We start from the raw sequence: 12,860 nt of genomic DNA, 5'->3' as shown, positions 1-12,860 counted from the left end.
TTAGTCGCCCTTATCCGAGCTGTGCGGCCACCGACTCTGGAATGTCGGCGTTGGAATACACGTTCTGCACGTCATCCAGGTCTTCTAGCATGTCGATCAGCTTCAGAACCTTCTCGGCGCCTTCCAGGTCCAGTTCGGCACTGGTGGTCGGCAGCATGACGATTTCCGCATCATCGCCCTTGAAGCCGACAGCCTCCAAAGCGTTGCGCACGGAATAGAAGCCGGCGAACGAGGTAAACACGTCGATCGAACCGTCTTCGTGGGTCACCACGTCATCGGCGTCGGCCTCCATGGCCGCTTCCATCAGCGCATCCTCATCCACGCCTGGCGCGAAGGAAATCTGCCCCTTGCGCTCGAACAGGTAGGCCACCGAACCGTCGGTGCCTAGGTTGCCGCCGCACTTGCTGAACGCATGGCGAACAGCGGCTGCGGTACGGTTGCGGTTGTCGGTCATGCATTCGACCATCACCGCCACACCGCCCGGGCCGTAACCTTCATAGGTCAGCTCGACCATGTCGTCGGTATCGGCGGCGCCGGCACCGCGAGCAACCGCGCGATCGATGATGTCGCGGCTCATGTTCGCGCCCAGCGCTTTATCCAGCGCCAGACGCAGACGCGGGTTGGAGCCTGGATCACCGCCGCCCTGACGGGCGGCAACCGTCAGTTCACGAATCCACTTGGTGAAAATCTTGCCCTTCTTGGCATCCTGACGTTCTTTGCGGTGCTTGATGTTCGCCCACTTGGAATGACCCGCCATAACTCGCTCCGAATTATCTTTGAAACATTGCCCGCCACGCCATGATGCGCCGGCCAGCAAAAAAAAATCTCGACCCTGTCTATAAAAGAAGGGGCGCATCCGCAGATGCGCCCCTTAGGTCAGCCTTACTCAGCCTTTGGTGTTTCGCGCAGACGAATGTGCAATTCGCGCAATGCCTTGGCATCCACCAGCCCTGGTGCCTGAGTCATGACGCAGGCAGCGCTCTGGGTTTTCGGGAAGGCGATCACTTCACGGATCGACTGGGCGCCGGTCATCAGCATCACCAGACGGTCCAGACCGAAGGCCAGACCACCGTGCGGCGGCGCGCCGTATTTCAGGGCGTCGAGCAGGAAGCCGAACTTCTCTTCCTGTTCCGCTTCGCTGATACCCAGCAGACGGAACACCGACTGTTGCATTTCCTTGCGGTGGATACGGATCGAACCGCCACCCAGTTCGGTACCGTTCAGGACCATGTCGTAGGCACGGGACAGCGCGGTTGCCGGGTTGGCTTCCAGTTCTTGCGGGGTGCACTTCGGCGCGGTGAACGGGTGGTGCAACGCGGTGAAGCTGCCGTCGTCGTTCTCTTCGAACATCGGGAAGTCGACAACCCACATCGGAGCCCATTCGCAGGTCAGCAGGTTCAGATCGTGACCAACCTTGATCCGCAGCGCGCCCAGGGCTTCGCTGACGATCTTGGCTTTGTCGGCACCGAAGAACACGATGTCGCCGTCAACCGCGCCAACGCGATCAAGGATCACATTGAGATTGGCTTCAGGGATGTTCTTGACGATCGGCGATTGCAGACCTTCAACGCCTTTGGCGCGCTCGTTGACCTTGATGTATGCCAGGCCCTTGGCACCGTAGATACCGACAAACTTGGTGTAGTCGTCGATCTGCTTGCGCGGCATGCTTGCCGCACCTGGGACGCGCAGAGCGGCAACGCGGCATTTCGGGTCGTTGGCAGGGCCGCTGAACACCTTGAAGTCGACTTCTTTCAATTGATCGGCAACGTCAACCAGTTCCAGCGGGTTACGCAGGTCCGGCTTGTCGGAACCGTAACGACGCATGGCCTCTTCGAAGGTCATGTGCGGGAAATCACCGAATTCCAGGTCCAGCACTTCCTTGAACAGGTTGCGGATCATTTGTTCGGTGATGCCCATGATCTCTTTTTCATCGAGGAAACTGGTCTCGATGTCGATCTGGGTGAATTCCGGCTGACGGTCGGCACGCAGGTCTTCGTCGCGGAAGCACTTGGCGATCTGGTAGTAACGGTCGAAGCCGGCGACCATCAGCAGTTGCTTGAACAGCTGCGGCGATTGCGGCAAGGCGAAGAAGGAACCGGCGTGGGTACGGCTTGGCACCAGATAGTCGCGCGCGCCTTCTGGCGTGGCGCGGGTCAGAATCGGCGTCTCGACATCGAGGAAGCCGTTCTCGTCCAGGAAGCGACGGATGCTGGTGGTCATGCGCGAACGCAGACGCAGCTTCTCGAGCATTTCCGGGCGACGCAGGTCGAGGAAGCGATAACGCAGGCGGGTTTCTTCGCCGACGTCGGAGAACTCGTTCAGCGGGAACGGCGGGGTTTCCGCTTCGTTCAACACTTCCAGCTCATAGCCCAGCACTTCGATCATGCCCGACGCCATGTTGGCGTTGGTGGCACCGGCCGGACGCAGGCGAACCTTGCCCGTGATCTTGACCACGTATTCGCTGCGCACGCGATCGGCGGCGGCGAAGGATTCAGCGCGGTCCGGGTCGAACACCACCTGGGCCAGACCGTCACGATCACGGATATCGAGGAAAATCACCCCACCGTGGTCACGGCGACGGTGAACCCATCCGCAAAGGGTAATTTCCTGGCCTTCCAGGCTTTCGTTCAGTTGGCCGCAATAATGGCTGCGCATCATGGTCGTGGTTTCACTTCTCGTAATTCGAAATTCGGTTGGAGGTCTTGCCGCACCCTCGCACTTAAACAAGGTGCCAGATGATGCAAGAGCTCGCGCGTGTCATTCAGCCCGGGCGCTAGACCCTAGTCAGCTTTGTCGCCACCGGCCAGATTCTTCTTGGAACCGGTCTTGAAATCGGTTTCGTACCAGCCGGTGCCGCTGAGCCGGAAGCCCGGCATGGACAGCATCTTTTTCAGCTCTGGCGCCTGGCAGGCAGGGCAGTCGACCAGCGGTGCTGCGCTGATCTTTTGAATGGCTTCCAACTGATGACCACAGGAAGCACATTGATAGTCGTACATCGGCATGGGGGTTGTCTCGGCGATCAGATTGCTACCGCGCATGCTGGGCTTTGCGGCAAAGGGCGGGATTATATCCATTAAATGCAGCCTGTGCAGCCGTAAGACTGCACAGACCGACACTCGACCCGATCAACCGCCAATCGCTAAGCCATGACGAGGCAACTTCCCTCCTTCAGGCTGTGCACGACGCAGACAACCCGCACCAGCCCGGTGAAGTTCTTCACCCCGCCATGACGCAAATGCACTTCGCGATCCACGCGGGACAACAGCGCACTGACCGAGCAGCAATTGACCTTGGCCATATCACCCAAAATATCCCAATAGACCTGCTCCAGCCGCAAGCAGGTCGCAAAGCCATTCAAACGCACAGACCGGGACAATGGCTGGGCCAGGCCCATATCGAATTCGCTGACTAATGAATCAATCCTTACGTCCTTGAGTGGACCGACCCTCCCCTCGTTTCGCCTGTCTTCATGAACCATTCCGTTGACACTCCTTTGCCATCCTTGCTGCTTATAAGAGTCCTATTCCGTTTCCTTATAAAAGCGCAGGCGCACAGGCATATCCAGATGACTTTATGACCATCAACGTAGGATAAGCCAACAACGGAAGGGAGATCATGGAGCACGTCCTAGGCCGGACGTTTTCCCACAATAACTGACGCAACATCACTCAGTGAAAAGGTAAAAGATCCGAGGAACACTGCGCGCGAACAGCACTCAGCAGGCGTCATTCGCATACCGGCCAGTGGAAAGCACCGCTGGACTGCCTGATTTGAGTAGCCGCGGGCTTTGCTGTTAAATAGGCAGTGTGTCGCTATCGCCTATTTTCCGGGGATTGCGCATAGGCTGATACCGGGTACGTGTCCAACGCCTCTTATTGTTCTGAAGCGAACCGTGCTCCATCAGCTCTTCCTTGTGATCCGTCTTAACGTGAGTTAATCAAAATGTTGAAAATCGTCCACCTGCTAATGGGCGCAGCAGCCCTGCTGCTGTCCTTCATCCCTAGCCTGCGATCCGAAGCGCTACCTTACCTGCAACAACCTGATGCGCTGTACCTGGCCTTTTTCGGCCTGCTCAACCTCACCCTTGCACCTGTTATCCCTTACTGGAACAAAGGCCCGCGTCATCAACTGCAAAACCTGGTCAGCGCCCTGCTGGTTCTGGCTGTCGTGCTGCAAACCCTGACGCTGATCGCTCCGATGCCTGTCATCGCCGGTCAACCTGCCGTTCTGTTCAGTCTGGTCGCTGCCCTGATCGCCATTCTTCTGCACCTGGCCGTCAGCTTCTACAAATCTTCACCGGCCGCCGCCTCGCCAAGCTATGACATGAGCAACCGCGATACTGGCACCGTTAAATGGTTCAACACCTCCAAAGGCTTCGGCTTTATTTCCCGTGATTCCGGTGATGATATTTTTGTGCACTTCCGGGCAATTCGCGGTGAAGGCCACCGTGTTCTGGTCGAAGGCCAGCGCGTGGAGTTCTCTGTCATGAACCGTGACAAAGGCCTGCAAGCCGAAGATGTGATCGCCGCGCTGCCGCGTCGCTGATTCAAGGCTAAAAAAACCGCGAACAGCCCGGGCTGTTCGCGGTTTTTTTATGACCTGCTTTTCTCTAATGTGGCTCAGTAATGCGGCGGCGGGGCCTCTTCTTCGAAGGACTCGAACTGACCGACCATTTCCTCCTGCCGCTTGAGCAGCGCCATCATTTGTAGTTGCAGACGCTCAACCGCATGTTGCTGCGCAGCCAGCACATCATTCAACGTCTGGATGGTGTCATCCTGAAACGCCAGCTGGCTTTCCAAATCGGTAACGCGCTCTTCCAGGCTCATGACTCAACCCTCCAGAAACGTGAAATCATCGGTCAACACCAGGCGCAGCCGTTCACGAATCGTCGCGATCTGCTCTGGACTGTAGGGTAAAGCCTGCTGCTTGCCCCAGACCGGAGCAGGCCAGGCGGCGTCCTCACGCTTGCGCACAATCACATGCATGTGCAACTGACTGACTACATTACCCAAGGCCGCGACGTTCAACTTGTCCGCATCGAATGAGTCCTTGAGCATTTCCGCCAGCGCGGTCGTTTCCTGCCACAGCTGCTGCTGATCTGCGACATCTAACTGAAATATCTCACTGATATCCTCGCGGCGTGGCACGAGGATGAACCACGGGTAGTTCGAATCATTGGACAACAGCAACCGACAGAGCGGGAAATCGCCGATCGGCAAGGTGTCTTGTTGAAGTCGTGGATCTAAAGCGAACACAGCGCGCACTCCCCTCTGGTGATCTTTTTTCAGCTTAGCGCCCATACCAAAAGACGGCGGCACCAAGCGACAGGACGGCAGCATACCTGCGAATGCCACGCGCTTCACAACGACTTGCCGCCTGCAGCGTCGCCCCGACATGAGCCATCTTGATCCGGCATGCACCATGACAGAACCAGCCATCGTACAAAAAAAGCCGAAATGACCGATAAACAACGGGCTGCTCGATTCGACCACAAAGCGACACTGTGTGAATTCGGTACAGCAATTGAAATTTTTGCACCAAAACCGCACAACGCGTCTACGCTCAGTGCGTCAGCATCCGCTAACTACTCACTGGCGGGGTGAACCGGTAACGTTTTTGGTTGTCGCCCCCATCAGTTCGATGTGGTAAACACGATGCGAAGCATGGCGTCAAGCCCAAGTAACACGAGCTTGAACCCCCCGGTTTTATGGGGTTTTTACAGCAGCAGGCAGGCCTTTGAAAAAAAACAGCAACAGAATTCCGATTTGTGCACGCTTGTTGCATTCACACCTATATCGTCTATAAGGCGTCCGCTGGAAGTGGAAGCCTTAAGGCCAATAAAAACAGTGGCAGGATTGCCCGATGGAGATTCAAGTGCAGGACCAGGGACTCTTTTTTACCGATGCGCAAGCCATGGAAAACAACGCTAAAGTTGTCAGTCCGATTGCGTCGGGATTGTGAATTTGCGACATCTACCCAGCCATTTGCGACAGGGTCGTAAAGAAGCTGAAAGGTTAGATGCGCAAGTATCGCCAACATGGTCGGCGTGATATAAGTTTGCGCCGACACAAAAGAAAGAGCCGCCCGGATAATAAAACAGGCGGGACGGCAGTACTCTTCTAAAAACCAAAGGAGCAAATCACGATGCGCGTGATGAAGTGGAGCATGATCGCACTGGCAGTTGCTGCAGCAGCCAGTACTCAATTGGCTACGGCCGCACCTTTCGTAAGTGACCAGGCTGAAGCCAAAGGTTTTGTTGAAGACGCCAAGTTCGACTTGCTGCTTCGCAACTATTACTTCAACCGTGACAAGAAAGACCGCGCAGTCGACGACAAAGACTGGACCCAGGGTTTCCACGGTGTATTCAGCTCTGGCTACACCCAAGGTACTGTAGGCGTCGGCGTTGATGCGTTCGGTTACCTGGGTATCAAGCTGGACGGCGAAGACAAGTACTCCGGTTCGGGCAACCTGAGCCGCGATTCCCAAGGCCGTAACCACGACGACTTCGGTAAAGCCGGTGGAGCTGTCAAACTTCGTGTCTCCAAGACTGAACTGAAGTTCGGTGAGATGCAGCCAAGCACCTCTCCAGTGTTCGCCGTCGGTGGCTCCCGCCTGCTGCCTCAAACCGCTACCGGTTTCCAACTGCAGAGCAGCGAAATCACCAACTTGGACCTGGAAGCCGGTCACTTCTACTCGTCCTCCAGCCAGGACGAGATGAACAGCGACGGTGAGTTGCACTCCCAGTACGCGAGCTTTCCTGATGACGGTCAACCTGTAACCGGCAGGACCATGGACTATGCCGGTGGCAAATACGGCATCAACGACAACCTGAGCGTTTCGCTCTACGGTTCCAAGTTCAAAGACATCTGGAACCAGTACTACGCCAACGTGAACTACACCATTCCAATGGGTGGCACTCAGTCGGTCAACCTGGACGGCAACATCTACCGCACCACCGATTCCGGTAGCGCCAAAGCGGGCGACATCAGTAACACCACGTACTCGCTGGCAGCCGCTTATTCGTTCCTGAAGGCTCACACCGTTACTCTCGCCTTCCAGAAAGTTAACGGCGACACCCCGTTCGACTACGTCGGTGTAGGCGATAACAACCGTGGCGGCGACTCGATCTTCCTCGCCAACTCCATCCAGTACTCTGACTTCAACGCTCCAAACGAAAAATCTGTACAAGTTCGTTATGACCTGAAGATGGCTGAGTACGGCGTTCCTGGTTTGAGCTTCATGACCCGTTACGCTAAAGGTTGGGATATCGACGGCACCAAAATGGATGCCGATAGCCCATACCGCCTGTACGGCTACGGCGAAGATGGCAAGCACCACGAAACCAACCTCGAAGCCAAATACGTAGTTCAGGCAGGCCCTGCGAAAGATCTGTCCTTCCGCATTCGTCAGGCATGGCACCGCGCCAATACCGACCAAGCTGAAGGCGATATCAACGAGTTCCGCCTGATCGTCGACTACCCAATTTCGGTTCTGTAATTGCCGAAAGCTAGTTTGCGGTAATCAAAAAAAGGCCCATCTTCGGATGGGCCTTTTTTTATTTGGCTACAGCATTGTGTTTAACGGATCGGGCTCTTGCAGAGCAAATCTGACCGAAAGGTCAAACATGCATCGAAGACCAATCATTACACCGTTGCCGATTCTTGAACCACTCGAATAACCCGCTGCGGAAACGGAATATCGATACCGGCCGTTTTCAGTCGATCACGGGATTGTTCGTTAAACATGAACATCACATTCCAATAGTCGGCGGTCTTTACCCACACCCGCAGGGAAACAGTGATCGAACTGTCACCCAGCGTAGAAATTACGGCTTCCGGTGCCGGCTCAGCCAATACACGCGGATCCTTGGCCAGGTTCAGCAACACTTCGCGGGCCTTCTGCAAGTCCGCCTCGTAATCCACACCCACATCAAACACCACCTTACGGGTCGGTTGACGGTTGGTGTTGGTGATGATGCCGTTCGACAGGTTACCGTTAGGCACGATGATGGTTTTGTTATCGCCGGTGCGCAGTACCGTGTGGAAGATCTGAATGCTGTCGACAGTACCGGCTACACCTTGGGCTTCGATCCAGTCACCAATACGGAACGGGCGGAACAACAGAATCAGCACGCCGCCGGCGAAGTTCGCCAGGCTGCCCTGCAAGGCCAGACCGATCGCCAGGCCGGCAGCACCGATGGCCGCGACGAACGAGGTGGTTTCCACACCGATCATCGACGCCACGCTGACGATCAGCAGAACCTTTAGAATGATGTTCGCCAGGCTGCTGATGAAACCTTGCAGCGCCAGGTCGGCATTACGCAACGCCAGCAGGCCGCCAAGCTTTTGCGTGACTTTGTTGATCAGCCACCAGCCGACGGCCAGTGTGATCACCGCCAATAGCACGCGGCTGCCGTATTCCATGATCATCGGAATCCAGGCTTGGGATGCCTTGACCAGATTGTCCACTTCAGCATTCAAATCCATCTTTTTCTCCTGATTTCCGGCTACCCGGCACGCAAAAAATGAGCGGCAGAAAGACCAAACCCGTGAGGGCTCAATCGTTTCTGCCGTTGCTTGGGCCTCGGACGTCGAAAACGCCAAGAGGTTCCCGCTTGAAAAGTCAGTCGCGGAAGTTGTTGAACTGCAACGGCATGTCGAATGTCTTGGCGCGCAGGGCTGCAATCGCTTCCTGCAAATCGTCACGTTTCTTGCCGGTGATGCGCACTTGCTCGCCCTGAATGGCGGCCTGGACCTTGAGCTTGGCGTCTTTGACGTGAGCGACGATTTTCTTCGCCAGCTCTTTGTCGATCCCTTCCTTGAGGACCGCTTCCTGCTTCATCAACTTGCCCGACGCGTAGGCATCCTTGACTTCCAGGCACTGCACGTCGATCTTGCGCTTGACCAGGGCCAGCTTGAGGATCTCGATCATCGCTTCGAGCTGGAAATCAGCTTCCGCGGTCAGGTTGACGGTCAGGTCCTTTTCCTTGAACTCGAAGGTGCCCTTGCCTTTCAGGTCATAGCGACGATCGAGTTCCTTGACGGCGTTCTCGACCGCGTTGGTGACTTCGTGTTTGTCCAGTTCGGATACCACGTCGAACGACGGCATGTAATCTCTCCAATAAAAAGGCACGCTCGATAATGATGGAGCGCGCTTGGCTTGCGGTTAAAATCCGGCTCATTATAACGGGTCTTTTCCAACCGATACTGCGAGCCTCACATGCCAGCGACAAACCGGGCAAAAAGCTGATGTCTACCCCTTGGCATATCTTGGGCGCCGGCAGCCTCGGCACCCTTTGGGCCACACGTCTGGCACGGGCTGATGTGCCGGTCAGGCTGATCGTGCGGGACGCGACGCGCTTGCAAGCCTATCAGGCGGCGGGCGGGTTGACGCTGGTCGAACACGGTGAAGCACAGCTGTATCCGGTGCCCGGCGAAACAGCCGACAACGACGAGCCCATCAGCCGTTTGCTAGTGGCCTGCAAAGCCTACGACGCAGAGAAAGCCGTCGCCCGGCTCGCCCACCGCCTGACACCAAATGCCGAACTGATCCTGTTGCAGAACGGCCTCGGTAGTCAGGACGCGGTTGCCGCGCAGGTGCCTCAGGCGCGCTGCATCTTCGCCTCCAGCACCGAAGGCGCGTTTCGCGATGGCGATTGGCGTGTGGTGTTCGCCGGTCATGGCTACACCTGGCTGGGGGATGCCGGCCACCCGGTGGCGCCGATCTGGCTGGAGGACTTGAGCGCCGCCGGTATTCCTCATGAGTGGAGCACGGACATCCTCACAAGGCTGTGGCGAAAACTGGCGCTCAATTGTGCGATCAACCCGCTGACCGTGCTGCACGAATGCCGCAACGGCGGTTTGCAGCAACATCATTGCGAAGTCGCCACCCTCTGCGCCGAGCTCACCGAACTGCTGGAGCGCTGCGGCCAGCCGGCAGCGGCGCAAAACCTCCAGGATGAAGTCGAACGGGTGATCCAGGCCACTGCCGCCAATTTCTCCTCGATGTACCAGGACGTCGCGAATCGGCGCCGCACTGAAATCAGCTACCTGTTGGGTCATGCCTGCAAAGTCGCGTCGCGGCACCAGTTGAACCTGCCCCACCTCAGTCAATTGCAGCAGCGCTTGATCGCCCATCTGCACAGCCTTGGATTGCCCAGCGACTGAGCAGCGGCTACGCTGGCCACTTGTTCCTTTTCAGCGATGAACCTGATGCCATTGCGCCAGCGCCTTGAAAATCTTCCAGTCGGCCAGAAACTGCTGGCCGCCCTGCTGGTGCTGCTGACCACCGTTTTGCTGGTCGCCAACCTGACCTTTATCAGCGCCGCGTATTACATCTCCCAGGAAAGCATGGCTCCCCAGGCCTTGCAGACCATCGGCCGACTGGTGTCCAACCCGAGCCTGGTCTCCGACGCCTTGAAGTCGCCGCAAACCGCCGAGCGCCTGCTCAACGAACTCAACAGCTATACACCGTTGCGTGCGGCTGCGCTCTATGACGGTAAAGGTGTGCTTCTGGCGCAGTTGCAGCAGGGAGACAAGCTCCATCTGCCGGAGCACTTTCGGCACCTCGAAGCCTGGCAAGCCATGGAGTTTCGCAGCAACCAAGTGATCACCCTGCCCCGCCCCGGCACTGCGCCTGGGCATTTGTTGCTGGTGGCCAGCAGCGAGTTGCCGATGGCGTTCTACACCGGGACCCTGACCGCCAGCCTGGGGATTCTGATTTTCAGCGTGCTGTTGTGGCTGGTGATCGCCCGGCAGATCAAACGCCTGATTACCCGGCCGATCCATCAGCTCGAAGAGTTATCCCGGCAAGTGACCCGGGAAGAGAACTACGCCCTGCGCGCCTCTCGCGGCAACCACGACGAAATCGGCAGTCTCGCCGAAGCGTTCAACACCATGCTCTCGCGCATCGAGGCCCGGGAGCAACAACTCAAGCGCGCTCGCGACGACTCCCAGGCTGCTTACGACCAGGCCCAAGGGCTGGCCGAAGAAACCCGTCACACCAACCGCAAGCTGGAACTGGAAGTTCAGGTGCGCAGCAAGATCGAGAAAAAACTCACCGGTTTCCAGAACTACCTCAACAGCATCATCGATTCCATGCCGTCGGCACTGATCGCCCTCGACGAGCAGCTCTACGTGACCCAGTGGAATCAGGAGGCCAGCGCCCTGTCCGGCACACGTCTCGACGAAGCCCTGAACCAGCCGATCTTCCTCGCCTTCGAACCGCTCAAGCCGTTCCTGCCGCAACTCAGGCAAACCGTCGAGCAGCACACCGTGGCGAAGATCGAACGCGTTACCTGGCTCAAGGACGATGAACCCAAGCATTACGCCCTGACGTTCTACCCTTTGATGGGCGGTGCCGGGCGCGGCGTGGTGATCCGGATCGACGACATCACCCAGCGTCTGTCCCTGGAAGAAATGATGGTGCAGTCGGAAAAAATGCTCTCGGTCGGCGGACTCGCTGCCGGTATGGCTCACGAAATCAATAATCCGCTGGGTGCGATCCTGCACAACGTGCAGAACATTCGTCGACGCCTGTCACCCGACTTGCCGAAAAACCTCGAACAGGCCGAACAACTCGGCATCGAGCTGGAAACGGTCAACCAGTACCTTCAAGCTCGTGAAGTCCCGAAGCTGCTCGATGGCATTCAACAGGCCGGCGCCCGGGCGGCAAAAATTGTGACGCACATGCTCAGCTTCAGCCGCCGCAGTACCCGGCAGATGGCCCCGTGCGATTTGCCGGCGTTGATCGATCAAGCGGTGGAAATCGCCGGCAACGACTTCGACCTGGCCATCGGCTTCGACTTCAAGGGTCAGGCGATCATTCGGCAGTTCGATCCGGCACTGGGCCCGGTGCCCGGCACCGCCAATGAGCTGGAACAAGTGCTGCTCAACCTGCTGAAAAACGCCGCGCAAGCCATTCACCAGCGCCCGGACGACCGCGAACCGGGGCGGATCATTCTGCGTACAAAACTGAACCCGCCATGGGCAGAAATCCAGGTCGAGGACAACGGCATAGGCATGAGCGAGAACGTGCGCAAACGCACGTTCGAGCCGTTCTTCACCACCAAGGAAATCGGTCAGGGCACCGGCCTTGGGCTCTCCGTCTCGTACTTCATCATCACCAACAACCACAAAGGCCAGATGGAAGTGCAATCGACACCGGGCCAAGGCACCTGTTTCACCTTGCGCCTGCCGTTGTCGGGCACTCCGGTGGTTTCTCAAGAACTCAATCAGCTGTCGAGGTAACCATGGGCTTTCGCTTGTCGAAGATTTACACCCGCACTGGCGACAAAGGCGAAACCGGGCTCGGCGATGGCCGCCGGGTGCCCAAGGACCACCCGCGCATCGAGGCCATTGGCGAAGTCGATACACTGAACAGCCAGGTGGGTGTGTTGTTGGCCGGGTTGGCGACGGAAAGTAACGCGTATCCGGGGTTGAACGAAGTGATCGAGGTGTTGGCGCCCTGCCAGCATCGGTTGTTCGACTTGGGCGGTGAACTGGCGATGCCGGTTTATCAGGCACTGAACACGGCAGAAGTCGAACGCCTGGAAGCGGCGATTGACGTGTGGAATGAAGAGTTGGGGCCGCTGGAGAATTTCATTCTGCCCGGCGGTTCGGCGCTGATTGCTCAGGCTCACGTATGCCGCTGTCTGGCGCGCAGTGCCGAACGGCGGTGTCAGCAGTTGAATGCGATCGAGCCGCTGGCCGGGGTTGGCCTGGCGTATATCAATCGGTTGTCGGACTTGTTGTTTGTGGCGGCACGGTTGATTGCCAAGCGTCAGGGGATTGCTGAAATTTTGTGGCAAGCGGCAGAGAAACCCTCTAACTGATCGTTCCCACGCTCCGCGTGGGAATGCA

13 protein-coding genes are annotated in these 12,860 nt (G+C 57.4%); 5 read left to right on the top strand and 8 right to left on the bottom strand.

Going from position 1 to position 12,860, the window contains the following annotated elements; translation table 11 throughout:
• Positions 1-10 precede the first annotated feature (10 nt).
• From AB4O41_RS23655 to AB4O41_RS23640, 4 genes are all read right to left on the bottom strand, one after another.
• A complete protein-coding gene (locus AB4O41_RS23655) occupies positions 11-757 on the bottom strand; it encodes a YebC/PmpR family DNA-binding transcriptional regulator (RefSeq protein WP_460144898.1) in 747 nt (248 codons plus the stop codon).
• Between the two features lie 125 nt (positions 758-882).
• Positions 883-2,658: an aspartate--tRNA ligase gene (aspS, locus tag AB4O41_RS23650; RefSeq protein ID WP_367372676.1), complete on the bottom strand. Its 1,776-nt coding sequence runs from the start codon at positions 2,656-2,658 to the stop codon at positions 883-885.
• A gap of 122 nt (positions 2,659-2,780) precedes the next feature.
• A complete protein-coding gene (locus AB4O41_RS23645; protein ID WP_010457489.1) occupies positions 2,781-3,002 on the bottom strand; it encodes an FmdB family zinc ribbon protein in 222 nt (73 codons plus the stop codon).
• Positions 3,003-3,139: 137 nt separating this feature from the next.
• Complete coding sequence (locus tag AB4O41_RS23640) at positions 3,140-3,478, bottom strand: ribbon-helix-helix domain-containing protein (RefSeq protein ID WP_460144897.1); 339 nt, start codon at positions 3,476-3,478, stop codon at positions 3,140-3,142.
• A 464-nt stretch (positions 3,479-3,942) separates the two neighbouring features.
• On the opposite strand from AB4O41_RS23640, the gene AB4O41_RS23635 reads away from it, so the two are divergent.
• A complete protein-coding gene (locus tag AB4O41_RS23635; RefSeq protein WP_460144896.1) occupies positions 3,943-4,545 on the top strand; it encodes a cold-shock protein in 603 nt (200 codons plus the stop codon).
• Between the two features lie 74 nt (positions 4,546-4,619).
• On the opposite strand, the gene AB4O41_RS23630 is transcribed toward AB4O41_RS23635, so the two are convergent.
• Complete coding sequence (locus AB4O41_RS23630; RefSeq protein ID WP_253550924.1) at positions 4,620-4,826, bottom strand: SlyX family protein; 207 nt, start codon at positions 4,824-4,826, stop codon at positions 4,620-4,622.
• Between the two features lie 3 nt (positions 4,827-4,829).
• Positions 4,830-5,255: an HIT family protein gene (locus AB4O41_RS23625; RefSeq protein WP_007897048.1), complete on the bottom strand. Its 426-nt coding sequence runs from the start codon at positions 5,253-5,255 to the stop codon at positions 4,830-4,832.
• A gap of 889 nt (positions 5,256-6,144) precedes the next feature.
• Here AB4O41_RS23625 and AB4O41_RS23620 point away from each other — a divergent pair.
• Entirely contained in the window at positions 6,145-7,497 is a 1,353-nt protein-coding gene (locus AB4O41_RS23620) for an OprD family porin (RefSeq protein ID WP_460144895.1), read from the top strand.
• A gap of 146 nt (positions 7,498-7,643) precedes the next feature.
• Here AB4O41_RS23620 and AB4O41_RS23615 read toward each other — a convergent pair whose 3' ends face one another.
• Entirely contained in the window at positions 7,644-8,486 is an 843-nt protein-coding gene (locus AB4O41_RS23615) for a mechanosensitive ion channel family protein (protein ID WP_123357937.1), read from the bottom strand.
• Positions 8,487-8,622: 136 nt separating this feature from the next.
• Positions 8,623-9,108 carry a YajQ family cyclic di-GMP-binding protein gene (locus AB4O41_RS23610; RefSeq protein ID WP_007906601.1) on the bottom strand — a complete coding sequence of 162 codons (486 nt, stop codon included), beginning with the start codon at positions 9,106-9,108 and terminating at the stop codon, positions 8,623-8,625.
• Positions 9,109-9,248: 140 nt separating this feature from the next.
• Between AB4O41_RS23610 and AB4O41_RS23605 the strand changes: the two genes are divergently transcribed.
• Genes AB4O41_RS23605 through AB4O41_RS23595 form a run of 3 tightly spaced genes read left to right on the top strand, consistent with a single transcriptional unit; the run spans position 9,249 to position 12,832 of the window.
• Positions 9,249-10,166, top strand: coding sequence for a putative 2-dehydropantoate 2-reductase (locus tag AB4O41_RS23605; protein ID WP_460144894.1), 918 nt, complete (start codon positions 9,249-9,251; stop codon positions 10,164-10,166).
• 45 nt (positions 10,167-10,211) lie between these two features.
• Positions 10,212-12,248, top strand: a complete 2,037-nt coding sequence (locus AB4O41_RS23600; protein ID WP_460144893.1) for a sensor histidine kinase — start codon at positions 10,212-10,214, stop codon at positions 12,246-12,248.
• 2 nt (positions 12,249-12,250) lie between these two features.
• The gene (locus tag AB4O41_RS23595) at positions 12,251-12,832 is read left to right on the top strand and encodes a cob(I)yrinic acid a,c-diamide adenosyltransferase (protein WP_460144892.1); all 582 of its coding nucleotides are present in this window, start codon (positions 12,251-12,253) and stop codon (positions 12,830-12,832) included.
• Positions 12,833-12,860 lie beyond the last annotated feature (28 nt).

Source organism: Pseudomonas sp. S2_A02 (assembly GCF_054668495.1).
This window is presented reverse-complemented; position numbering and strand designations above follow the sequence as displayed.

Bases quoted from the DNA above. Each gene is read 5' to 3' on its own strand.
- AB4O41_RS23645 (WP_010457489.1), bottom strand. From the start codon at position 3,002: ATGCCGATGTACGACTATCAATGTGCTTCCTGTGGTCATCAGTTGGAA.
- AB4O41_RS23605 (WP_460144894.1), top strand. From the start codon at position 9,249: ATGTCTACCCCTTGGCATATCTTGGGCGCCGGCAGCCTCGGCACCCTT.
- AB4O41_RS23595 (WP_460144892.1), top strand. From the start codon at position 12,251: ATGGGCTTTCGCTTGTCGAAGATTTACACCCGCACTGGCGACAAAGGC.
- AB4O41_RS23620 (WP_460144895.1), top strand. From the start codon at position 6,145: ATGCGCGTGATGAAGTGGAGCATGATCGCACTGGCAGTTGCTGCAGCA.
- AB4O41_RS23615 (WP_123357937.1), bottom strand. From the start codon at position 8,486: ATGGATTTGAATGCTGAAGTGGACAATCTGGTCAAGGCATCCCAAGCC.
- AB4O41_RS23635 (WP_460144896.1), top strand. From the start codon at position 3,943: ATGTTGAAAATCGTCCACCTGCTAATGGGCGCAGCAGCCCTGCTGCTG.
- AB4O41_RS23610 (WP_007906601.1), bottom strand. From the start codon at position 9,108: ATGCCGTCGTTCGACGTGGTATCCGAACTGGACAAACACGAAGTCACC.
- AB4O41_RS23630 (WP_253550924.1), bottom strand. From the start codon at position 4,826: ATGAGCCTGGAAGAGCGCGTTACCGATTTGGAAAGCCAGCTGGCGTTT.
- AB4O41_RS23655 (WP_460144898.1), bottom strand. From the start codon at position 757: ATGGCGGGTCATTCCAAGTGGGCGAACATCAAGCACCGCAAAGAACGT.
- aspS (WP_367372676.1), bottom strand. From the start codon at position 2,658: ATGATGCGCAGCCATTATTGCGGCCAACTGAACGAAAGCCTGGAAGGC.
- AB4O41_RS23600 (WP_460144893.1), top strand. From the start codon at position 10,212: ATGCCATTGCGCCAGCGCCTTGAAAATCTTCCAGTCGGCCAGAAACTG.
- AB4O41_RS23640 (WP_460144897.1), bottom strand. From the start codon at position 3,478: ATGGTTCATGAAGACAGGCGAAACGAGGGGAGGGTCGGTCCACTCAAG.